Source organism: Chryseotalea sanaruensis (assembly GCF_003990915.1).
Lineage (GTDB): Bacteria > Bacteroidota > Bacteroidia > Cytophagales > Cyclobacteriaceae > Chryseotalea > Chryseotalea sanaruensis.
The window spans coordinates 526,085-547,235 of record NZ_BHXQ01000002.1; the positions used below are offsets into that span (position 1 = coordinate 526,085).

20 protein-coding genes are annotated in these 21,151 nt (G+C 39.6%); 7 read left to right on the plus strand and 13 right to left on the minus strand.

The genetic code is table 11. From position 1 onward, the window contains the following. Positions 1 to 2 precede the first annotated feature (2 nt). The 7 genes from SanaruYs_RS06685 to SanaruYs_RS06715 all read right to left on the minus strand — a co-directional run bounded on the left by SanaruYs_RS06685 (position 3) and on the right by SanaruYs_RS06715 (position 7,294). A complete protein-coding gene (locus SanaruYs_RS06685; RefSeq protein ID WP_127121749.1) occupies positions 3 to 2,036 on the minus strand; it encodes a serine hydrolase in 2,034 nt (677 codons plus the stop codon). Positions 2,037 to 2,041: 5 nt separating this feature from the next. After that, complete coding sequence (gene rpiB / locus SanaruYs_RS06690) at positions 2,042 to 2,476, minus strand: ribose 5-phosphate isomerase B (protein WP_127121750.1); 435 nt, start codon at positions 2,474 to 2,476, stop codon at positions 2,042 to 2,044. Next, a complete protein-coding gene (gene tatC / locus SanaruYs_RS06695) occupies positions 2,473 to 3,309 on the minus strand; it encodes a twin-arginine translocase subunit TatC (RefSeq protein WP_127121751.1) in 837 nt (278 codons plus the stop codon). Before tatC ends, rpiB begins: the two co-directional genes overlap by 4 nt. 77 nt (positions 3,310 to 3,386) lie before the next feature. After that, a complete protein-coding gene (gene glyA / locus SanaruYs_RS06700) occupies positions 3,387 to 4,655 on the minus strand; it encodes a serine hydroxymethyltransferase (RefSeq protein ID WP_127121993.1) in 1,269 nt (422 codons plus the stop codon). A 132-nt stretch (positions 4,656 to 4,787) separates the two neighbouring features. After that, positions 4,788 to 5,327 carry a hypothetical protein gene (locus SanaruYs_RS06705; RefSeq protein ID WP_127121752.1) on the minus strand — a complete coding sequence of 180 codons (540 nt, stop codon included), beginning with the start codon at positions 5,325 to 5,327 and terminating at the stop codon, positions 4,788 to 4,790. A gap of 175 nt (positions 5,328 to 5,502) precedes the next feature. Further along, a complete protein-coding gene (locus tag SanaruYs_RS06710; RefSeq protein ID WP_127121753.1) occupies positions 5,503 to 6,204 on the minus strand; it encodes a methyltransferase domain-containing protein in 702 nt (233 codons plus the stop codon). Further along, positions 6,197 to 7,294, minus strand: a complete 1,098-nt coding sequence (locus SanaruYs_RS06715) for a type III polyketide synthase (protein ID WP_127121754.1) — start codon at positions 7,292 to 7,294, stop codon at positions 6,197 to 6,199. The genes SanaruYs_RS06710 and SanaruYs_RS06715 overlap by 8 nt, the downstream gene beginning before the upstream one ends. Positions 7,295 to 7,335: 41 nt before the next feature. Here SanaruYs_RS06715 and SanaruYs_RS06720 point away from each other — a divergent pair, with 41 nt between their 5' ends. After that, positions 7,336 to 8,226 carry a UbiA family prenyltransferase gene (locus SanaruYs_RS06720; RefSeq protein WP_127121755.1) on the plus strand — a complete coding sequence of 297 codons (891 nt, stop codon included), beginning with the start codon at positions 7,336 to 7,338 and terminating at the stop codon, positions 8,224 to 8,226. Positions 8,227 to 8,242: 16 nt separating this feature from the next. Here the strand turns inward: SanaruYs_RS06720 and SanaruYs_RS06725 are convergent, their stop codons facing one another. Continuing rightward, positions 8,243 to 9,373, minus strand: a complete 1,131-nt coding sequence (locus SanaruYs_RS06725) for an NAD(P)/FAD-dependent oxidoreductase (protein ID WP_127121756.1) — start codon at positions 9,371 to 9,373, stop codon at positions 8,243 to 8,245. Between the two features lie 107 nt (positions 9,374 to 9,480). On the opposite strand from SanaruYs_RS06725, the gene SanaruYs_RS06730 reads away from it, so the two are divergent. Next, complete coding sequence (locus tag SanaruYs_RS06730) at positions 9,481 to 9,960, plus strand: hypothetical protein (protein ID WP_127121757.1); 480 nt, start codon at positions 9,481 to 9,483, stop codon at positions 9,958 to 9,960. A gap of 3 nt (positions 9,961 to 9,963) precedes the next feature. Here the strand turns inward: SanaruYs_RS06730 and SanaruYs_RS06735 are convergent, their stop codons facing one another. Both SanaruYs_RS06735 and SanaruYs_RS06740 read right to left on the minus strand, forming a co-directional pair. Further along, the gene (locus tag SanaruYs_RS06735; RefSeq protein ID WP_127121758.1) at positions 9,964 to 11,196 is read right to left on the minus strand and encodes an aspartyl protease family protein; all 1,233 of its coding nucleotides are present in this window, start codon (positions 11,194 to 11,196) and stop codon (positions 9,964 to 9,966) included. Between the two features lie 57 nt (positions 11,197 to 11,253). Next, positions 11,254 to 11,784, minus strand: a complete 531-nt coding sequence (locus SanaruYs_RS06740) for an LOG family protein (protein WP_127121759.1) — start codon at positions 11,782 to 11,784, stop codon at positions 11,254 to 11,256. A gap of 280 nt (positions 11,785 to 12,064) precedes the next feature. On the opposite strand from SanaruYs_RS06740, the gene SanaruYs_RS06745 reads away from it, so the two are divergent. Continuing rightward, the gene (locus SanaruYs_RS06745) at positions 12,065 to 12,625 is read left to right on the plus strand and encodes a DUF2911 domain-containing protein (RefSeq protein WP_127121760.1); all 561 of its coding nucleotides are present in this window, start codon (positions 12,065 to 12,067) and stop codon (positions 12,623 to 12,625) included. Positions 12,626 to 12,629: 4 nt separating this feature from the next. Further along, the gene (locus SanaruYs_RS06750; RefSeq protein WP_127121761.1) at positions 12,630 to 13,013 is read left to right on the plus strand and encodes a RidA family protein; all 384 of its coding nucleotides are present in this window, start codon (positions 12,630 to 12,632) and stop codon (positions 13,011 to 13,013) included. A 99-nt stretch (positions 13,014 to 13,112) separates the two neighbouring features. Here the strand turns inward: SanaruYs_RS06750 and SanaruYs_RS06755 are convergent, their stop codons facing one another. Beyond that, entirely contained in the window at positions 13,113 to 14,381 is a 1,269-nt protein-coding gene (locus SanaruYs_RS06755) for a metal-dependent hydrolase family protein (RefSeq protein ID WP_246011860.1), read from the minus strand. A 167-nt stretch (positions 14,382 to 14,548) separates the two neighbouring features. Next, a complete protein-coding gene (locus tag SanaruYs_RS06760) occupies positions 14,549 to 15,127 on the minus strand; it encodes a nitroreductase family protein (protein WP_127121762.1) in 579 nt (192 codons plus the stop codon). A gap of 83 nt (positions 15,128 to 15,210) precedes the next feature. Here SanaruYs_RS06760 and SanaruYs_RS06765 point away from each other — a divergent pair, with 83 nt between their 5' ends. Beyond that, the gene (locus SanaruYs_RS06765; protein ID WP_246011861.1) at positions 15,211 to 15,606 is read left to right on the plus strand and encodes a nuclear transport factor 2 family protein; all 396 of its coding nucleotides are present in this window, start codon (positions 15,211 to 15,213) and stop codon (positions 15,604 to 15,606) included. Positions 15,607 to 15,721: 115 nt separating this feature from the next. Beyond that, a complete protein-coding gene (locus tag SanaruYs_RS06770; protein WP_127121763.1) occupies positions 15,722 to 17,200 on the plus strand; it encodes a S10 family peptidase in 1,479 nt (492 codons plus the stop codon). A 242-nt stretch (positions 17,201 to 17,442) separates the two neighbouring features. Here the strand turns inward: SanaruYs_RS06770 and SanaruYs_RS06775 are convergent, their stop codons facing one another. After that, a complete protein-coding gene (locus SanaruYs_RS06775) occupies positions 17,443 to 19,731 on the minus strand; it encodes an acyl-CoA dehydrogenase family protein (protein ID WP_127121764.1) in 2,289 nt (762 codons plus the stop codon). A 190-nt stretch (positions 19,732 to 19,921) separates the two neighbouring features. Between SanaruYs_RS06775 and SanaruYs_RS06780 the strand changes: the two genes are divergently transcribed. Further along, positions 19,922 to 21,151 carry a hypothetical protein gene (locus tag SanaruYs_RS06780; protein ID WP_127121765.1) on the plus strand — a complete coding sequence of 410 codons (1,230 nt, stop codon included), beginning with the start codon at positions 19,922 to 19,924 and terminating at the stop codon, positions 21,149 to 21,151.

Sequence of the window (21,151 nt, forward strand, 5' to 3'; positions counted from 1 at the left end):
AATTACTTACTGTAAAAGAGTTCACCAATTTCCTCTACATCAAATGCTGCGGCCTCTTGTCCATTTGCCAATAGTGCAATTACGATACCATCATCGGGGTAGATATAAAGGTGTGAGCTACTGCTTAGTTGATCACCAGAATGATACCAAACGCGGTGTCCATTAGTATCCAAACCCGTATACCAACCCATGCCGTAATTCGTAGCCTCTCCGTTTTCGGTGTACTGCGTTTTAAAAAGCTCAGCTTTTAACAGTTCATCAAAAAACTGGCCGTATAGCAATTCATTACCAAAAGTGACTAAATCAGTTGTAGTGGATAATAAACCACCACCCGGATATTTGTAACTGATATCGCCAAAATCATTCTCATCACCTAATGCATCATAGAATTTACTGCGATTATAAATTGTCTCGGTAATGTCATCACCACATGTATTTTTCATTTTTAAGTGATGCCAAATACTTGATTTCATATAATCAAGATAGTTCATACCCGAAGCAGCTTCTATCACTGCGCCAATAATGTTCCATCCAAATGTAGAATAATGAAATTTGCTTCCCGGCTTTGCAGTTAAACTATCAAATTGAAAAACCTCTAGTGCATCAATGGTGGAGAGATAATGTTTAGTCCTGACTAAATCACTCAAATTATCTTGATGATAATCACGAATCCCTCCTAAGTGACCGCTCAACTGTCGTGTGGTAATTGGAAACTCTTTTTCAGGAAAATCAGGTAAATACTTTTTAATAGGGGCATCTAAATCAAGCTTTCCATCACTCGCTAACTTTATAAGCGCTGCGGAGGTCAGCGATTTGGAGATACTATTAATTCGAAAAAGGGTTGAGTCATTAACTGGTGTAAATAAGTCGCTGTTAGAATAACCAAGGTTAGCAGAGAAAACAGTTTTGCCTTTTACACTAACACGTAGTTGCATTCCTGTAAGTCCAGACTCATCCAGAAAATCAGTACATATATTTTGAACTGTACACGCAATGGTTTTTTCCTGGCAGTCTGGTGATGAAACTACTCCTTTATCAGAATTATTTAATGGTTGATTACTCAGTGTTACAGTTGCCGTTAGTGTGCCTTGCACCTTTTCCCACTCGCCAAAACTTGTGTTACGCGAGTAAGAGCTGAATTTTTCGCGCGCATTTTCTGTAGTGGAAATACCAATAAATGTTCCTGGCAAATCAATTCCTCCACCTGTAAATCGCTCCCGTATTAAAGGCTTACCCTCAAATTCAATCGTATCAATTTTTACCTTCGAGGGATATTGTTTTTTAAACATACGATAACCCTCAGCTATCAACATTCTATCTCTGCTAGTAAGAATTCTCTCAAAGACTATAAAGAAAGGCCTTTCTATTTTTAGCTGTAAGTGAGACAGATCAAAAGCTAACCATCCCTTTCGAATAGTGGATTCAACAATAACATCGTGGTGCAATAAATCCGTGCCTGGTTTACCGGTAGCGGTGTCCACATCAAGAACACGAATGCGGATTTTAAACGAATTTAAATTATTCCTAAATATTTTTAATCGCGCCCGTTGCAAATACATGGGATACTCTATTTGCTTTTGTGCTTTATTATCAATTAATAAAGCTTCCGATGCACCTGCATATGTAGTATCGGTTTCCAATGTGCCTCCTCTACATCGATTATTACCAAGCTCAACAATTTTATTCTTTACTGCCTTATCGGTAATGGTAATCCCTTCTAACAAGACACTTCGTTCGCTAAGAAATATCGTAATTGGTTGAGGCTGTTGAATTAGCCATTTAATAGAAATGTGTTTAGGGGCGAAACCCAAAGAAGAAAAATAAAGTGTGTCGTTGCGATATTTTTCAGGGATAATGAGTGTGAAACTACCATCGACATTAGATAATGTACCTATTGAAACATATCTAATTCCAATATTGGCATAGCTTATTGCTTCCTTTGATTTTTTGTTAATAACGAGTCCATGAATTTTAAACTGCGCGTGAAGTGTACCAAACCATATGAAAAGGAATAAAAATGATAAACCCCTTAGCATGGTTTCTAACAAGAAATCTTATCAACTCGCTTTTCGTGCCTGCCGCCTTCGAATGGTATAGATAAAAATGTTTCTGTAATTTTTTTTGCCATGTCTTCAGAAACAAAACGTGCCGGAATGCAAACAATGTTAGCATTGTTATGCTGGCGAGCTAATGAAGCGATTTCATCTGTCCAGCAAAGTGCTGCCCGTATACCCTGGTGTTTATTGGCTGTAATTGCCACGCCATTAGCACTTCCACAAAGTAAAATGCCTAGATCAAACTCTTGCTTTTCTACAGCACTGGCTACCGGGTGCGCAAAGTCAGGATAGTCAACAGAATCGAGACTATGTGTACCAAAGTCTTTTACTATATGGCCATTATCACTCAACCATTTTTTTAAAACTTCTTTGAATTCGTAACCGGCATGGTCACTGCCAATGGCTAATGTTTGTTTCATACACGCGATGATTTAAGTTCCTCTTCCATTTCCTCACGCAGCTTACGTTTGTATACGCGTTCTGAAATGTAAATACTAATCTCAAACAATATGTAGAGTGGTATTGCAATAATGGTTTGACTGAAAGGATCTGGCGGTGTTACAATGGCTGCAATAATCAGAATGATAACAATAGAGTGCTTTCTGTATTTGCGCAAAAATTGAGGCGTAACAAGTCCAACCTTCGTTAGAAAATAAATGATGACGGGCAGTTGGAACAACGCACCACTACCAAAAACAAGGGTTACAACTGTGGAAACATACGAGGTGATATCAAACTCGTTTACAACTATGTCGCTGATTGAATAAGTGCTTAAGAAATAAACCGTCATTGGTGTTACTACATAATACCCAAATGCGATACCCACCAGAAAGAGAAATGAAACAATGCTGACAACACCCGTTGATTTTTTTTGCTCTTTACTATGCAGACCGGGTCTTATGAATTTCCATAATTCATAACACAGATAAGGGAAACCAATGATAAGACCAATCACAAACGATGCTGTTAGTTGCATCATAAACTGCCCAGTCATTAATCGGCTTTGAACTTTAAAGGGGATGGATTCAATACATAGAGAATCTTTTAATCCCACCCAATGACTTATGTCGCACAGAAAGCGAAACGTAATGAAATCAGCTTGAGCAGGAGCAAATACTATGTTTGAAAAGATCCATTCTGCGCTGGCAAAAGCGGCAATCATAAAAACAAAAATCACTGCAAAAGAGCGCATTAAGTGCCAGCGCAATTCTTCCAGGTGATCTAAAAACGTCATTTCTTTCTCCTCGCTCATATTACTAAAACAAGATGCCCCTGTTATGGGGCATCCCCTTATGTTTGAAACATTATCTTAACCTTAACAGACCTTAGTTAGTACAAAGGAAATTTATCCATTAAGCGATTTACTTTTTTCTTAACTGCCTTCAGGTGTTTGTCGTCTGCTGGCTTTTGTAAAGCCTCGTCAATTAACTCAACAACCTTAACGACATCTTTTTCCATTAGGCCGCGCGTTGTAATGGCTGGTGTACCAATACGCATACCAGAAGTTACCATGGGCGATTGTGTATCGAAAGGCACCATGTTTTTATTGATGGTTATATCGGCTTTGATCAGTGATTCCTCAGCAATTTTACCTGTAAGATTTTTAGAACGCAGGTCAATCAGCATTAAGTGATTGTCGGTACCACCTGAAATGATTTTATAACCATGCTCGACAAAAGCATTGGCCATGGCTGCTGCATTTTTCTTAACCTGCATGATGTATTCAAAATACTCATCAGACAAGGCCTCCTGGAAAGCGATAGCCTTTCCAGCAATAACATGTTCTAATGGTCCACCCTGAGTACCTGGAAAAACACCAGAGTCAAGTACTGAGCCCAACTTTCTGATTTCACCTTTAGGTGTTTTTAAACCAAACGGGTTGTCAATGTTTTTGCCCACCATAATCAAACCACCGCGGGGTCCGCGTAAAGTTTTGTGTGTTGTTGTGGTTACAATATGGCAATGCTCCATAGGGTCGTTTAACAACCCACGGGCAATTAAACCTGCTGGATGAGAAATATCTGCAAGTAAAACGGCCCCTACAGCATCAGCTGCCTCACGAAGTTTTTTATAATCCCAATCGCGGCTATAAGCTGAAGCACCACAGATAATCATTTTAGGTTTTTCCCGCTTAGCAGTTTCTAATACTTTATCGAAGTTAATAAGACCCGTCTCCTGCTCTACACCATAGAAGCTTGGCTGGTATAGTTTACCCGAAAAATTTACCGGTGAGCCGTGTGTAAGGTGACCACCATGTGATAGATCGAAACCAAGTATTTTATCGCCAGGTTTCAGACAAGCCAACATAACAGCTGCATTGGCTTGTGCGCCAGAGTGAGGCTGCACGTTAGCCCATTCAGCGCCAAAAAGTTCTTTAGCTCTGTCAATAGCCAGTTGCTCGATTTCATCAACCACTTCGCAACCGCCATAATAACGCTTGCCGGGAAGGCCTTCAGCATATTTATTGGTCAGTACTGAGCCTTGTGCCTTCATTACCTGTGGTGAGGTAAAATTTTCGGAGGCAATTAGTTCGATGCCGTGTTGTTGGCGATCCTGCTCTTTTTGAATAAGGTCGAAGATAATCTTGTCGCGTTTCATCTGTTTATCGTGCTGTATAGGTGCTCCCAAAAATACAGCAGAACAGGCAGATGACATAATTTAGCTACGAGCTTTTAGCAATGAGCCGTGAGTTTTCATAAATATCAACTCTTAGCTTATGGCTCATAGCTGCTAATTATCTTCCTCTGTTTTAGCGAGCTCTTCATCAATAATCTTTTCGATCACTGCCCTTTGCCTTTCATCAATTTTTTGATCGGTTTTGGCCTGCTTTTTCATGAAACGGAGCATGGCGTTTTTCTTGATTTCGTAGGCTATGAAAACGGTGTATTCATTCTTTTTTTCATCCAGATATTTCTTCTCCCCTATTTTGCGAAGATCTGCCATGTCTGTATTCATTACCTGCCTTACCAGGCTTTGAAATTTGTCGGCAACATCGGCTGCTTCGGCATTTTCGGTTTGTCCTAAATACTGGTCAGTCACTTGTTTCATAGTAGTGTTAATCTGGCCGGCAAGCTGGGCTTTAGCATCAATATCAGCTTTGCCACGGGCAATATTGTCTTGCGAACTTTGACCTTTACCCGAAGCGCGCCAAAAACGACTGTTAGATTCATATGTGGCACCGGTAAAAGGTTCTTTTACTTTTTTACCAAAGCTAGATGCACAGCCGATGGCTACAAATGCACCGAACAGGATGATGATGGTTGCTTTCATACTAGAAATTTAAGGAATACTCTTTAAAAACTATGCCAATTATGGTTGTTAGTTGCTGGTATTTGGTTGCTCGATTGAAGTATTGCCGATTAATAACGAATAACGAATAACGAATAACGAATAACGAATAACGAATAACGAATAACGAATAACGAATAACGAATAACGAATAAAACTAACCAATAACAATCTGCCATCGAAAAGCCCACATCCAACGCATTTTATAATTCTGAATGCCTGCCCGCTCAAGAATGTTTATCCAGTCGTTTTTACGAAAAGATCTGGCTACCGATAGGGGTGCATCATTTTTTACCATAGGGGATTTAGAGAATAAAGCTGTAAGCCATTTGATGGAATAGTAAGCAAGCCATTGGCGATGTAAATCATTAATAACAATACCTATAGTGGTTTGGCTGCGCAATTGACTTAAAAAATCTGCAAGCTGATCAGAAGTAAAATGGTGAAAGAAAAGTGTGCTGACTACGATGTCAAACTTTTGTGCTTTAAATTCTTCCGAAAAGATGTTAACCGATTGATAACTGATGTTTTTCTGATGCGTGTGCTTGCGTGCAAAATCAATAATGTTTGGGTTAGCATCAAAACCGATTAGCTCAGCGTTGATTTCTTTTTTCTCAAGCCAATTACTAATAAGCCTGAGTATGTCACCACCACCGCATCCTAAATCGGCAATGCGCAAAGTTCCCTTTAGTGCCTTTCCATTAATTAACCGATCTAAACCATTAAGCGTAACATAGTTACCACCCAACAAAGTGTTAATGGTTTCTAATTCTTGCAAAGTTTGGCTGATGACAGGCCCCGAGGAGGCTAAATCATCCATTATTTCTTCCGTTGAGGAGCGTTGCGATAGATCAACCATGGTGGTATTGGAATAACATACTCTCTAACGTAAGTCCCGGGCCAAAGGCGAAACTGATGAGGTTTTCTTTATCGTTTTCTTCGCCCAGGCGATCAAAGATTTCTTTTAAAACAAAAAGCACTGTTGGGCTTGACATGTTGCCATAGTTTTTAAGCACATGATATGCCCATTTGTTTTGCTCTTTTGAAAGCCCCAACTCTTGTTCTATCGTCTCCAATATTTTTTTGCCACCAGGATGTATGGCATAATGGCTGATGTTTCCTTGCGAAAGGTCTAGTACACTTAGTAGTCTATTTGTTAATGATTTAATACCGCTTCGAATAACATCGGGCACGTAGCTAGACAATTTCATTTCAAAACCCCAATCACCAATGGCCCAGGCCATTTCTTTACTTCCTTGCGGGGCCAACTCGCTGTATGCTCCTGTAAGTTGAAGCGATTTTTTCGAAGAACTTGCTTCAACAATGAGTGCCGCAGAGCCATCAGCAAATAAAGCGTTGGCCAGTAAATTGTCTTCGGTATTCTGTTTTTGAAAGTGGAGGGTACAGAGTTCTGTGCAAACAATAAGTACTTTAACAGATGAGTTCATTTTGCAAAAAGCATCAGCCACCTTTATGGCGTTAAATGCTGCATAACAACCCATAAAATGAATGTTGGTACGTTGCACAGATAAGGGTAGTTGTAATGATTCTACCAAATCAATGTCAAGGCCGGGGGCGTACGATCCTGTACACGAAACAGTAATGAGGTGTGTAATTTGTTTGGCTTCTATACCACTTTGCTGCAGTGCCTTACTGGCTGCTGCAGTACTTAATAGCGGTGCGTATTGCTGATATGCTTCATTTCGCTTCTTAGTAGAGGGAAATGGCTCGAATGAATCTAGGTTGCTGAAGAATGTAAAATCACCACTTTTCCCATAATCCTCCAACATACTATAACGTGTTTCAATGCCGCTTGCCTTGAATAAAACATTAAGCTTGCGCGAATCCTGCTCATTCAATTGCATGGAACTTAGCATAAAAGCGGCAATATCTTGCTGCCTGAACAAATGCGGAGGATTGGCTGTTGCGATGGTGGTTATAAAGCTCATGTGTTTACTTATCAACTGAAAAAAACCTAATTTAGATCATTATGTTTTCAAAATCTTCCTGGTTACACTTACGCATACCCTTTTCTTACTTCCTATTACCCGTATTTTTATTCTCACTTAGTGTTTCACCTAACATCAGTGAACAGCCCTTATTGTGGACATTCCTGATTATTCACCTCCTACTTTACCCTGCCAGCAATGGTTTTAACAGTTATTTTGATAAGGATGAAAAAAGTATTGGGGGCTTAAAAAATCCTCCACCGGTTAATAGAGGTTTGTACTATCTGGCGTTGGTATTTGATGTAGCAGCCATTGTCTTGGCTATTTGGAAAGTGTCATTTGACTTCGCTCTTATGCTTTTTGTATATAGTGCTGTTTCACGAGCATACAGTCATCCGTGGATTCGCCTAAAGAAATATGCTTTTGCAAGCTGGTTTATTGCAGGGTTGTTTCAGGGAGCATTTACTTTTATGATGTGCTATATGGGTGTAAATAAGTACGAGTTTATGCAAACTATGAAGCCCACCATTCTTATCCCGGCATTTTTAAGCAGTGCATTGTTATGGGGCAGTTATCCGATGACGCAGGTTTACCAACACGAGGAGGATGCTAAGCGAGGAGATAAGACACTTAGTCTTAGCTTAGGCATTAAAGGAACGTTCTGGTTTGTAATGGTAATGTTTAGTTTGGCCTCTTTGGGTTATACACTCTACTTCTACCATTACTTTTCATGGCTTTATGCACAGACCTTCCTGCTTGCCATGAGCCCGGTTGTTTTGTTTTTTCTGTTTTGGTTTTATCAGGTAAGTAAAGATGAAAACAAAGCCGATTACAAAAGAACGATGTGGTTAAATTTTATTTCTGCAACATGCCTGAATGCATTTTTTATTTACTTGTTTCTAAGCTCATCACACATTTTAGATGCATTGTAACTTATAGAGCGTATGGTTAAAAAACTTTGCCATGTGTGCCTTTTACAATTTGCTGAGCCAGCGGTTTGGAGTAAAGTAATAAATTGATAGCAAAGTTAGACGCAACCTTACTACCAAAAAGTTGTTGTACCTGCCTGCCAAACCAAAGCCTGTTGGCAAAAGTTTGTTTCCATTGTTTTGTATAATCAGCTTCAAGCTGTGCTCGCGAATACTTACTGCTATTGATAAATTTTTCGACTAATTCACTTGCTATTTTTGAAGCGTGAATAGCAATTGCCATCCCGTTACCACAAAGGGGTGTTATCATACCAGCTGCGTCTCCTGCCATTAATATGTGATTTAACACAGGCTCTTTTGTTTCGAAAGAGATTTCATTGATGGTCTCTGGTTTATCAAACAGAAACTCACTGTTACTGAAGATTTCTTTTAAGTGTGGGTTTTGAAGAAGAACATTTTTTTCAAGCGCCTCAATATTACCATGCTTTTTTAAAACATTGCGATGAACAAGGTAACACAAATTAGTTTTATTGTCTTCCACATTACTTACACCACAATAACCACCCTCGAAATTATGAAGCGCAACTAAGTCGTTTGGAAATTCAGATCGTACATGGTACTTAACACCTACATAAGGAGAGCGCTTGTTAATAAAACTTCTTTTTAGGGAGACATCAAGCTTAGAGCGTTTACCGAAACTTCCTATTACAATACGAGCCTTTAAACTTTCGAAAGCAAAGCTTACTTCGAACATATCTTCCTTAAAAACAACCTCGCTAACTTCAGTATTTAGCATAAATGTTGCACCACTTTGTAAAGCCTTTTCATATAAAAAATAATCAAAAGCATATCGACTAATACCAAACCCGCCAAGATCAAGCGGAAGGAAGGAACTTTTTCCATTGATAGCCGATAACTGAAAGCGGTTTATTTTGGAAGGTGTCAATGCTTCAGGAAAAGCATCGATGGATTTTAAATAGGGTACTACTTCATTAGAGATATACTCACCGCAAACACGGTGAAATGGGTAGCTTTTCTTTTCGATAAGGCATACCGAAATTCCGGTACTTGAGAGTTTTATTGCGGATAATAAGCCCGCTAAGCCTCCGCCTATGATAACAACATCTACTATTTTAGCGTTATTTCGCATTGTGGACAAGTTGTGTAAAAATTACAATAAAGAAAGAGCCAATTTTGACATCCGAAGAGGCTCTAATATTCGTAAAATAGAGTAAGCTTTAATAAATAATATTTTTTATGGGGATGCGTGTAGAAACGGAACAAGATGTAAAACAACTAAACCTTCTTGTTGTTGGGAATAATCCATTGGAATTGAGCTCAATCCTTGAGAAAATAAAACGCCTTCCAGGCAGCGTTATTAACATGGAAACAGCTTTTGATGCGAAAAGTATATTAGATCGACTTATAAAATTCCGACCTACTTTTATTCTGATCGATGATAATATCGGAGCTGCTGAGCTTAATGTGGCTGTGCAAACACTTGCTCAAAATCGTAAAACCAAAAACGTTCCAATTACAGTTCTTAAAAATTCCAATTACCACGAGTCCAATAGCTCTCAACGTATTTTGGACTATATTTTGAAAACGACCTTAACTGCAGAAGGACTTTACGCCAGTATAAAAAACAGCATTAAGGTTAGAAGAACTCAGCTTTATTTGTATAAGGCCTACAAAAAGCGTAAGAGAATGATGTTGTCGTTTGTCAGGAGGGATTAATGTCTAAAAGTTATTCTCTAAGACCATCCTAGTCGAAAATAATTCATTATTACGCTTTACGGAAACAATCACTTTTTTGCCGGGGCGCATATTCAGGTAACCATTTAATTGATTAAGATCAAGGTCTGAAGCACTCAGGCCATTAACACTTATTATCTGATCACCAATTTGCAAACCCGCTTTATCTGAAGATGAGAATTTTCGAATGTCTGTAATTTCGAATGTGTTAAGTCTGTTGCCCTTTGCGCGAACCGTAAGTCCGCTAAGGTTGTAGTAAAATCCTTTTTTAAAATCAGAATTCTTTTTTAAGTATATTTTTTCTTTAGAGAAATCGTATATAACAGTAAAACGACTTAACACTTCGCCACCCAGTGTTCCATTTCTGAAAGTAGTACCAAGCTTAAGCGTGTCCATGTAACTGTTTGGATCTGGAAAATTGGCAATTACGTTTTGCATTTTATAATGACCAATCTCTAGCTCTTTTATGCGTCCGGTTTTTCCCCGAATGGCTCCACCTAACCCTCTTCCCACCACACAACTTACAGAGTTAACGGGTATATCTAGTGTAGAATCTGATTTAGGTTCTATCAGCAAGCTATGACTTGCTCCAGAATCAACCAGAAATTTCATGTTCTTCTTTACACCATTAACCTGTGTAAGACCAACATTGATGTATGGCTTTGTGTCTTCGATTGAAATAGGGATGCTTTCATATTTTCTTCCTAGCCTTAACTTCTCAGGCAGCATAAGTGTAAGTGTTTTTTGGCGGTAATTTACTTTAACAACGAAGCGACTAAACAACTCATAACCCAATACGCCATGTACATCGGTGCCTAAGTTGTTGCGAAGTTCAAGGTAATCTTCTTGAAGCACCAACAACGCATGACCGCGTCCATTTACACCGGGGAGTTGTAATTCTACACCATTAGTAACATAAGCTTCAATAATGTTTTCTCCGCCAGGGCCAGCAATTGTATACTTTCTTGAGTAAGATAAATTAAGAATATCTGTATAGGTTTTCTCTGTGAGTATAGCGGTCCGAACACCAGTATCTACAATGAATTTAAGAGGTAACATCCCGTTCAAAAGTACAGGTACAACTATAAGATTGTTGTGTATTTCAATAGGGATTTCAACACGCTTACGACCTTCGGCTATTGTAAAACCAAGGGTTTGCGAGTTGCCCACCAAGTGGCAAAACAGAAAAAACGATATAAAAAATAAGCGCGCGAGCATGTTCACAATACGTTATGTAAGATACGTGAAAAAGCACGTTATGGTGCCTCACCCTGCTTACGGTATCATTGAAAATAACTGCTGCGGGCTGTTGGCAATGACTACTGAATCAAGGTTTTCTTGTCTTAAAAAGCCTTCTTTCACCATAAAACGCATTTGATCCAACAATGGATCAAAAAAGTTGTTGGAATTTAAAATGAATAAATTTTGATTGACAAGCCCGAGTTGCTTCCAGGTAAGAATTTCGGCCATTTCATCTAGTGTGCCCCAGCCTCCGGGTAATACAACAAATGCGTTTGCTAGCTCAGCCATACGCATTTTTCTTTCGTGCATAGTGCCAACAATTTCAAGTTGGGTTAGTTGCTGATGTGCAACTTCACGCTGGGCTAAAAAAGAAGGGATAACGCCAATTACCTTACCATGATTCTCTAATACGATATCGGCAATGACGCCCATAAGGCCAATGTTGCCACCACCATAAACAAGAGAATGGCCTCCCTCAGCCAACAACTTGCCGAATTCGGTTGCTAAACTTGCGTATAGGGGATTGTTGCCTGCAGCAGATCCACAGAAAACACAAATGTTCATGTATTAACTTAAAAATAAGTTGCTTAGAACTTATTGTCGTGCTTGTTGTCACTTACCCCTTTGTTAGGGAAAGCCCATGGCGATACGATTGCCAAAACAAAAAGTACGATTACAACGTAGAAAGGTGCCCAGGATGCGTCCATGTTTTTACAATTTAATGTGTAAAAATAGTAGCAATGACAGAATAATTTGGAATAACCAATTAAAAATTATTTAATGCATGAGCCTTTAGGAAGCACTAGCTTGCGAATGGCGTTTATTTCATTGAACAATAGCTTTTATGAGACGATTTTTAGTTTTTGTTGGTATCGGTGTAGTTGTGATAATCCTGCTTTTTGTCGGGATAGACACCATGAATACCCGCTATCAAAAATCATTTAGCCCTGAGGAAGCGGTAAATTTTGAACAGGGTAAACTTGAAATTGAAGTTCGCTACAACAGACCTTACAAAAAGGAGCGAGATATTTTCGGTGTACTCGTGCCCTATGGTAAAGTGTGGCGTACAGGGGCAAATGAGGCAACAATCTTTTCTACCAATAGGGATATAGTTATTGAAGGTAAAGTATTAGAAGCAGGTAAATATTCTCTTTGGACCATTCCTGATCAGGAATTATGGACTATCATATTTAATCGTGAACATGGGCAATGGGGAGTTAATTCAGAAGGAGAGCCCAATCGCGATCCCAAAAAGGATGTTTTAAGTGTTCAGGTTCATGCTGTGCAGCAACAACGGGAATTTGAACAATTCACAATAGAGTTTTCCAAAATGAAAGAGGATGTGGAGATGGTTCTATTGTGGGATAAAACACTTGTGGCTTTGCCCTTTCAACAAAAACCCTAGTAACATGAAAAATATTTTTTCTCCAGAGGCGCCAAAAGCCATAGGCCCTTATGCACATGCTATTCAAAGTGCTAACCTCGTTTTTTGTTCTGGCCAAACCCCTTTGAATCCGGAAACGATGTTGATTGAAGGCGCAAATGCCGGAGAACAAACTTTGCTTGTGTTGAACAATTTAGAAACAGTATTAAAAGCTGTGGGCTGCAATAGAAGTCATGTGTTGAAGACGACAGTATTCCTTAAAAACTTCGCTGATTTTGAATTAATGAATAAGAATTACGAAGCTTTTTTTGGAACTCACAAACCGGCACGCACAACTGTAGAAGTAAGTCGTTTACCTAAAGAGGCATTAGTTGAGATTGAATGTGTTGCTGAAATTGTGAAGAGCTGATTTAACATCTTCCCTCGCTACCGATTGAACGAATGCTCACAGATGAACTCCCTCACATTTAGCAGAACGATGATGCTGGCTGCTCAAATTGGAAAAAATTTATTTTTCATTCCGGTACACAACACCATCTTTCATTACAAACTTTACCCTGCGAACATCTTTAATGTCAGTTGATGGATCTCCCTCAACAATCAATAAGTCTGCTTTTAGCCCGACTTTCAAAAAACCCAACAGATCATCTAATTGAAAAGCCTTTGCATTAACACTGGTGGCAGCCTGTAATACTTGAATGGGTTTCATACCATATTCCACCATTAATTCCATCTCCAACGCATTATTACCATGTGCAAATACACCCACATCGCCTCCCATACCAATACTCACTTCAGCTTGTAGTGCGTCAGCAAAACTTTTCTTTTTGTTAATAACACTTTTGGGCTCAGGTGTAATCCCTTTTTTCCAGCCCCTGTATTGCGAGATCATGTCTACAGCTGCTAAAGTTGGATAGTAAACCACGTTATTTTCTTTCATTAGTTTAGCAATTTCCAAATCAAGAAAATCACCATGTTCAATGGTTGCAGCACCGGCCAAAACAGCTCGCCTGATGGCTTCTTTCGATTTGGCATGACAAACCATAACACGGCCACTGCTACTCGTTACTTCATTAATAGTTTTTAATTCATCCAGCGTGAATGATGGTTGATCATCACCACGTAAACCCCAACGGTAATCGGCATAAATTTTTATGAAGTCTGCTCCTTTACCGATCTGATCGCGAACTACTCTAATTAATTCATTACCGTCTGCAGGTTCTGCCCCCAACATAATTTCCTGATCATGATCATATTCCTTTGGTCCATAGGAGCCGGTTGCAACGATAGCCCTACCAGCAACAAGCAAACGAGGGCCAGGGATAATTCCTTCGTCAATAGCGCGCTTTAAAGCAACATCTGCATAACCTGCTCCCTCAGTACCTAAATCACGGGCAGTTGTAAAGCCAGCCATTAAAGTTTGCTTAGCGTGAACAGTAGCACGTGCTGTTCTATAAGCATCAGTTTCTTTTAACACTTGCGTATCCCAATCCGTAATATTGTAGGGATATAAAAACAAGTGAGAATGGCCTTCAATAAGGCCGGGCATTAAAGTGCTATTAGGAAAACTGATCACAGTAGCACCTTTTGGAATGCTTAAATCTGACTGAGCACCAGCAGCCACAATTTTATCATCTTTTACAATTACAGCCCAGGCACTTTGCATTTTCTCACCATCAAACACACGATCTGCTTTTATATAATAGGATTGTGCAAAAGCGGGAATTGTAAATAAAATTAGTACGGCTTGAAATATTATTTTTATTGTAAACATCATCTATTGTTAATTACTTATGCTCGATTAAAGTCCTATAAGACGTAGTCGTTACGATCCCGATGAAATCGGGAGAAGCAATCTGAAAAAATAGATTGCTTCGGTCGTGCCTCCCTCGCAAAGACGCGAATTATTATTTTAGGACTCTTTCCAGATACTCATATTGATAATTAATACTCCCACCTGACTTTAGCCTCAATGGGATTTCTTTTACTTTTTTGATCAAAATGTTTAGGCTTGCCGACATGTAAAAAGCCAAGCAGCTTGTCTTCCTCACCTAAACCAAAGAAGGATTTTGCTTCTGAATAAAAAGTAATACCTCCAGTACTTAAATAGCATCCGACTTTATAGGCACTTGCAGTCAAATACATGTTTTGAACAGCCATATAAACTGCACCCACCTCTTCAATTTCGGGTACAGACTTTTGTTCATCGCGCTTCATCCCTACAGCAATAATGTGGGATGATTGTAATGGTTTGCTTCTTAAACCATCATGCTTTTCAGGGTCAAAAGTGCCTTTTGCAGAACTCATTTTTTTGTAGAGGTCACTTTGAAAATCTGCAAGGCGTTGAATACCCGTTCCGGTAAAAACAACAAAACGCCAAGGTTCTGTCAGCTTGTGTGTTGGTGCCCAATTGGCATTTTCAAGCATCTGTTTTATAATGACATCATCAACACGTTCTCCTGTATATTCTTTTGGAAAAACAGACCGCCTGTTGTGCAGCAAATTATTGATAAGCCCTTCCATATTGGTCTCTGGTCTAGTTCTGAATAATTGCGTATTTTAACTATTCACTATTTTGTTAAGTAATCTCGACTAAATTATTGACTATGAAAAATCTTACCCTATTCTTTTTACTGATGGCATTCGTTGCTAATGCGCAAATGATGACCCCCGAGCAATTAGCAGAACATCAACTTCAGGGATATAATGAAAGAAACGTGACAAAATTTTTAGAAGCCTATAGCGATTCTGTAAAGGTCTACATGTTTCCAAATAAGTTGATGTATCAGGGAAAGGACAAAATGAAGACTGGCTACGAAGGAATGTTTTCGAATATGCCTGACTTGAACTGCACATTAAAAAGCAGAATGGTTTTGGGTAACACGGTTATAGATGAGGAACGTGTGTTGTTTAGCAAAGACAGACCTGTGATGGAGGCCATAGCTATTTATAAGGTAGCGGCAGGGAAAATTCAAGAAGTATACTTTATCAGCAAGGAGTAATAGATCCTTTAATCAGGTATAGTATCCACACAAATCATTTGGTGGTGTTTCTGTGAAGACGTTCTTGCCGATTTCGTTGAAAAAGAATAGGTTTCAAATTGTATTCGAATAATTTATGAAGAAAAATATTTTTATCATCCTGATCATAAGTATTAGTGCGACATGCCTGTTGGCACAAGAACGCTTGCTGCCTGCAGAATCATCAGTTACTACTAACGGACAAGTTACCATTAAGGGCAAAGTTGTGCCCTACAAAGTTACTGCAGCTACTCAACCTGTGTGGGATAAAGATGGTAAGGTGATTGCCTCGCTCTTCTACACTTACTACGAACGCACAGATGCAACAGACAAAGGCAAACGACCTTTAATCATGTCGTTTAATGGCGGTCCAGGATCAGCTTCTGTGTGGATGCATGTGGCCTACACAGGACCAAAAATGTTAAACATCGATGATGAAGGTTATCCTGTTCAGCCTTACGGTGTACGTGATAATCCACACTCTGTTTTGGATGTTGCGGATATTGTGTTTATAGACCCTGTGAATACGGGTTTCTCCCGAATACTAGACCCAAAAGCTGAACGCTCAACTTTCTTTGGTGTAAATGCAGACATTAAATATTTGGCGGAATGGTTAAATACTTTTGTGTCGCGTAACAGTCGCTGGACTTCGCCAAAATATTTAATTGGCGAGAGCTATGGTACTACACGTGTTGCAGGTCTTGCTCTTGAATTGCAAAATTCACATTGGATGTATTTGAATGGCGTGATTCTGGTGTCTCCTACAGAGATTGGTATTAAGCGAGATGGCCCTGTGAGTGATGCTTTATCATTGCCTTATTTTACAGCGACTGCCTGGTATCAAAAAGCATTACCGACTGATTTACAACAAAAGGATTTGGATAAAGTATTGGTGGAGGCAGAAACTTTTACTATTAATGAATTGATACCAGCATTGAGCAGGGGTGGTTTTATTGATGAAGCTGAGAAGAAAAAAATTGCTGCGAAAATGTCACGCTATTCCGGGCTTTCAGAAAAAATATTTTTACAGAGTAACCTGGTCGTATCACCACAGTATTTTTGGAAAGAACTCTTGCGTGAAAAAGGATTGACCATCGGGCGTTTAGACTCACGTTACTTGGGTATAGACCGGATGGAGACTGGAGATTCACCTGACTACAATGCTGAGTTAACCTCGTGGTTACATTCATTTACACCAGCCATCAATTATTATCTGCGCGATGTATTGAAGTATAAAACTGACATTAAATATAATATGTTTGGTGATGTGCGCCCTTGGGACAACAGTAATGATAGAACTGGTGAGAATTTAAGACTTGCCATGGCTGAGAATCCGTATTTGCATGTAATGTTTCAGTCGGGCTACTACGATGGTGCCACTACTTACTTCGATGCCAAGTACTCTATGTGGCAACTTGACCCTAGCGGAAAAATGAAAAACCGCTTGTCGTTTAAAGGCTACCGCAGTGGGCACATGATGTATTTACGCGCTGAAGATCTGGCAAGCTCTAACGAACATATTCGTGAGTTTATATTGAAATCTACACCAGCTAAAGGAATGCCAGCGAAGTATTAACGGATAAATTTGAACTAACCGTAGAGTACGCGGAGGTTCGCAAAGAAAAGAGCAGTACTATCTCCGTGAACCTTTGCGTCCTTTGCGGTTAAAAACTCACCGCGGAGATAGCTGAGGTTCGCAAAGAAGAAAAAGTAAGTACCGAGTTACGGAATATTCTCGCTAAAGATTAATAGCAGATTACAAGTTGTTAAGTAAAGGACAAACTCTGCGCACCTTTGCGCGTTTTGTGGTTAAAAAATTTATCCTCGTCTGGCAATAGGCGCACTCAAGCATGCTTCTGGAATTTTAAAAGCATCTGTCAGAGGTACGGCATCTTGTCTGACCTCCCAACACAATTGATTCAGTTGTTTGCGGATAGCTTTTGTTTTAACCCCTTCCATGTAACCGTTCTCTAAATACCAGCCTTTGTGCTTATCAAATTGAGATAGGGCAAAGAGTGCACATAATTTCGACAGGACTTTTTTACAGCCCTCATCTTTGGTTTGCTCAACAGCAAGTTGAAATTGCTCAAGAATAATTCTCTCCACATAAGCGAAACCAACTTCTACCAAGTGGTGCTGGCAAACATTGAAGGCATCAAAAGAATCCATACCACTGTCGAGGTGGCGCTTCAAACGCTTGGCAGCGGAGGTCAGAATATCACGTTCACGGAAACGAAAAGCGCTGATATGAAATTCCGGATCCAGTAAATGCTCATCATCTGTATTGCGGATAACAAAAGGATTCATCTCAGATAGGGATGTCTTCGCCTGATCAGCAACATAATTTAATATCCTGAAAACATTCATGTTGCTGAACTCCTGCTTGAACTCTGTCAGTCGGCTTTTGGCAACCAATTGCATCAGCACGGTATTATCTCCTTCAAAAGTTGTGTAGATGTCAGAATCGTTTTTAAGTGCATCAATTCTATTTTCTGATAAGTAACCTTTACCGCCACAACACTCACGACACTCTTGTAAAGTTTGTGTGTTTGTCCAGGTACCAAAAGCCTTTAGTCCGGCAGCAAGCGCTTCAATCTCCTGCATTTCTTCTTCCGTGCGTTTGATAAAACGATCCGTCAGGTATTGTAAAGAAAAATGCATGGCATACGCGTTAGCCAGCAAAGGCATTAAACGTCTTTGGTGTGTGCGATAATTTAGAATAGGAACCTCTTCTGCGCCTTCAGGCCCGAATTGTCTTCGCTTATCGCCATAACGTATGGCGATGGTAAGCCCTGATTTAGTAGTAGCCAAGGCAGAACGGGGAATACCAATGCGTCCACCAACCAATGTACCCAACATGGTAAAAAACCTTCGGTTATCACTGCTGATAGGACTTGAGAAATTACCTTCGTCATTTACCGAGGCAAAACGATCCAGCATATTCTCTTTTGGGATTACCACATTGTTGAAAGAAATTTTTCCATTGTCAACGCCATTCAATCCCATCTTCCTGCCGCAATCTTCAATCGTGATGCCCGGCAGTATTTTACCCTGCTTATCGCGCAGCGAAACAACGAATGCACTAACACCATAATCCTTTCCGTCAATAATAAGTTTGGCAAAAACTGTTGCCATTTCTCCGTGCAGCGCAGCATTACCAATGTATTCTTTTTGAGCGGCTACGTTTGGTGTATGAATGGCGAAGGTTTTTTGCTGGTGATTATATGTGGCTGTTGTTTCGATACCACGCACATTAGAACCGTGGTTGGTTTCTGTCATGGCAAAACAACCGGGCAGTGCCAGTGTGCCGATATCTTTCAAGTATTTTTGATGATGTTTTTCTGTGCCAAGAAAATAAACACTCATACCCCACAAGCCGAATTGTACACCAAATTTTATCACAAGACTTAAATCGTGGTAACTCAGCGTTTCCATAATGCTGAAATACGCGGCCATGTCACCACCTCCTCCATATGATTTAGGATAAGCAATAGACCCAAAACCCTGCTTGGCAAGATGTTTAGCCCATTGCAAAACTTTTTCCCGTTGTTCAGTTAAGTTATCTGTATCCAGGTAGGTAAACTCGGGATCGCAAAGGATCTTTTTTACTTTTGCAATTAAGGGTGCTTGATCACCGTCTAGTTGTTTAGCCAGTAAATCAACATCGAAATTGTGCTGCGTTACCTGGCCTTGGGTAAGACTTTTTCTGCTTTCAGGATAGAAAGTAAATACAACTTCCTGTGGAATAAGACCTAATGTTTCCTCTACACCAATTAATGCTATTTGTGCTTCTGGTCTTACAACGCGACCACTACTGGCAGCTAAAGCATTACCTACTGCTGCCAGATTTGCAGCTTGCGAAACATTTGCCTTTCGTATCTCTTTTAGCCAGCTTTTCAAATCTTCTGCTGATGGTGGATTCGAAGGGTTAAGTTGTGTAATTAAAAACTCATGCTCTTCTTCAGTTAGCCAGGTTTGTTTTTTTATTAAAGTATGCAGTGCACTGATTTCAGTGGGTGTGAGCACGTCATCAGACCAAACCGTAAATAAAAGGGGTACAAAAACGAGGAGATCAGGATTTTTTTGAAGAGGAAGGCTATGTATCATAACAAAGGAGTTAGCATCATATAAAAATAGGAAATGTGCATGAGACTTTTGAGAAGCCGATAGAATACACTACTTTCTATCCCGTTTCAGGCATCTGATATCCCGATTGGGCAATTAAACAGCTGGTATCAAAATACTTCATAGTATTTTTGAGATGCAATGACGTAATAAGGTGAAAAGGAAAGGAAGCATGAATTCAAGAAAAGTACTGATTATACTATTTGGGATAATAATTGTCCTGGCCGCTATTGCGATGGAAACTAAAGCGCAATCACACGAAGGCTTTATTTACGGAAGAGTATACACCGACCGCACCACATACACAGGTCCTATACGTTGGGGCAATGAAGAAACTTTTTGGAGCGATTTATTTAATGCAGCTAAAGTAAATAATGATTACGTGAAGCTAATACCCAAGGATAATAACGACTCAGAATGGTGGTCGAGTTATAACTGGAGTTTTAGCAGCATTTGGGAGAACAAAGAAACAGCGCATCAGTTTACTTGCCAGTTTGGAAATATTAAAGAGATTATTCCTTTAAGACAAGGGCGAATAACTGTGAAACTTAAAAATGGTGGAGAGTTGCAACTCGATGGAGAAGGATACAATGACATTGGTGCAAATGTTCAACTACTTGATGAAGAGTTGGGAACGGTTAGTGTGAGCTGGGACAAAATAAGAAGAATAGAATTTCTGCCCACACCAACAAAACTAAATCAACTTTTTGGTGCACCGCTGTATGGAACCGTGGAAGGAATGCGCAGAGAAAAGTATACGGGCTTTATTATTTGGGATAATGACGAAAGGCTGAACAATGACAAACTAGACGGTGATACAGATGATGGTGACGTAGCCATTAGATTTGCAGACATTACTTCAATTGCAAAAAGTGGCAGTGGTAGTGATGTGCGCTTAAAATCAGGCAGGCAACTTCACCTCAGTGGTTCTAACGATGTAAACAGTGGAAACAGAGGCGTTATTGTAGTAAGCCCTGAAATTGGTATAATTAAATTCTCATGGAAGGCATTCAGACAAGTAACTTTTTCTACGCCACCACATTCTGGTCAGGCGTATAATACTTTTGCCTCGCCAAAACCATTGCAAGGAACAGTAAGCTTACTTGACGATGTCAATGTAACAGGAAGAATCATTTATGATATTGATGAAGTACTCGATTTTGAAATTGTAGAAGGTAAAGAAAATGACATTGAATATTCAATACCTTTTACCAATATAAAAAAAATCACACCAAAAAACTCTGACTACTCTTTACTTGAACTGACTTCGAGTCAAACACTTTTTTTAGGCAGCATGCGCGATGTTTCGGAAGACAACAGTGGCATATTGATATTTGTAAAAGGTAAAAAGGATCCTGTGTATATAGCCTGGAGGAAAGTAAATGAGATCAGCTTTCAATAA

Excerpts from the sequence above, each read along its gene's own strand:
- SanaruYs_RS06685 (WP_127121749.1), bottom strand. The coding sequence starts at position 2,036 with ATGCTAAGGGGTTTATCATTTTTATTCCTTTTCATATGGTTTGGTACA.
- rpiB (WP_127121750.1), bottom strand. The coding sequence starts at position 2,476 with ATGAAACAAACATTAGCCATTGGCAGTGACCATGCCGGTTACGAATTC.
- tatC (WP_127121751.1), bottom strand. The coding sequence starts at position 3,309 with ATGAGCGAGGAGAAAGAAATGACGTTTTTAGATCACCTGGAAGAATTG.
- glyA (WP_127121993.1), bottom strand. The coding sequence starts at position 4,655 with ATGAAACGCGACAAGATTATCTTCGACCTTATTCAAAAAGAGCAGGAT.
- SanaruYs_RS06705 (WP_127121752.1), bottom strand. The coding sequence starts at position 5,327 with ATGAAAGCAACCATCATCATCCTGTTCGGTGCATTTGTAGCCATCGGC.
- SanaruYs_RS06710 (WP_127121753.1), bottom strand. The coding sequence starts at position 6,204 with ATGGTTGATCTATCGCAACGCTCCTCAACGGAAGAAATAATGGATGAT.
- SanaruYs_RS06715 (WP_127121754.1), bottom strand. The coding sequence starts at position 7,294 with ATGAGCTTTATAACCACCATCGCAACAGCCAATCCTCCGCATTTGTTC.
- SanaruYs_RS06720 (WP_127121755.1), top strand. The coding sequence starts at position 7,336 with ATGTTTTCAAAATCTTCCTGGTTACACTTACGCATACCCTTTTCTTAC.
- SanaruYs_RS06725 (WP_127121756.1), bottom strand. The coding sequence starts at position 9,373 with ATGCGAAATAACGCTAAAATAGTAGATGTTGTTATCATAGGCGGAGGC.
- SanaruYs_RS06730 (WP_127121757.1), top strand. The coding sequence starts at position 9,481 with ATGGGGATGCGTGTAGAAACGGAACAAGATGTAAAACAACTAAACCTT.
- SanaruYs_RS06735 (WP_127121758.1), bottom strand. The coding sequence starts at position 11,196 with ATGCTCGCGCGCTTATTTTTTATATCGTTTTTTCTGTTTTGCCACTTG.
- SanaruYs_RS06740 (WP_127121759.1), bottom strand. The coding sequence starts at position 11,784 with ATGAACATTTGTGTTTTCTGTGGATCTGCTGCAGGCAACAATCCCCTA.
- SanaruYs_RS06745 (WP_127121760.1), top strand. The coding sequence starts at position 12,065 with ATGAGACGATTTTTAGTTTTTGTTGGTATCGGTGTAGTTGTGATAATC.
- SanaruYs_RS06750 (WP_127121761.1), top strand. The coding sequence starts at position 12,630 with ATGAAAAATATTTTTTCTCCAGAGGCGCCAAAAGCCATAGGCCCTTAT.
- SanaruYs_RS06755 (WP_246011860.1), bottom strand. The coding sequence starts at position 14,381 with ATGATGTTTACAATAAAAATAATATTTCAAGCCGTACTAATTTTATTT.
- SanaruYs_RS06760 (WP_127121762.1), bottom strand. The coding sequence starts at position 15,127 with ATGGAAGGGCTTATCAATAATTTGCTGCACAACAGGCGGTCTGTTTTT.
- SanaruYs_RS06765 (WP_246011861.1), top strand. The coding sequence starts at position 15,211 with ATGAAAAATCTTACCCTATTCTTTTTACTGATGGCATTCGTTGCTAAT.
- SanaruYs_RS06770 (WP_127121763.1), top strand. The coding sequence starts at position 15,722 with ATGAAGAAAAATATTTTTATCATCCTGATCATAAGTATTAGTGCGACA.
- SanaruYs_RS06775 (WP_127121764.1), bottom strand. The coding sequence starts at position 19,731 with ATGATACATAGCCTTCCTCTTCAAAAAAATCCTGATCTCCTCGTTTTT.
- SanaruYs_RS06780 (WP_127121765.1), top strand. The coding sequence starts at position 19,922 with ATGAATTCAAGAAAAGTACTGATTATACTATTTGGGATAATAATTGTC.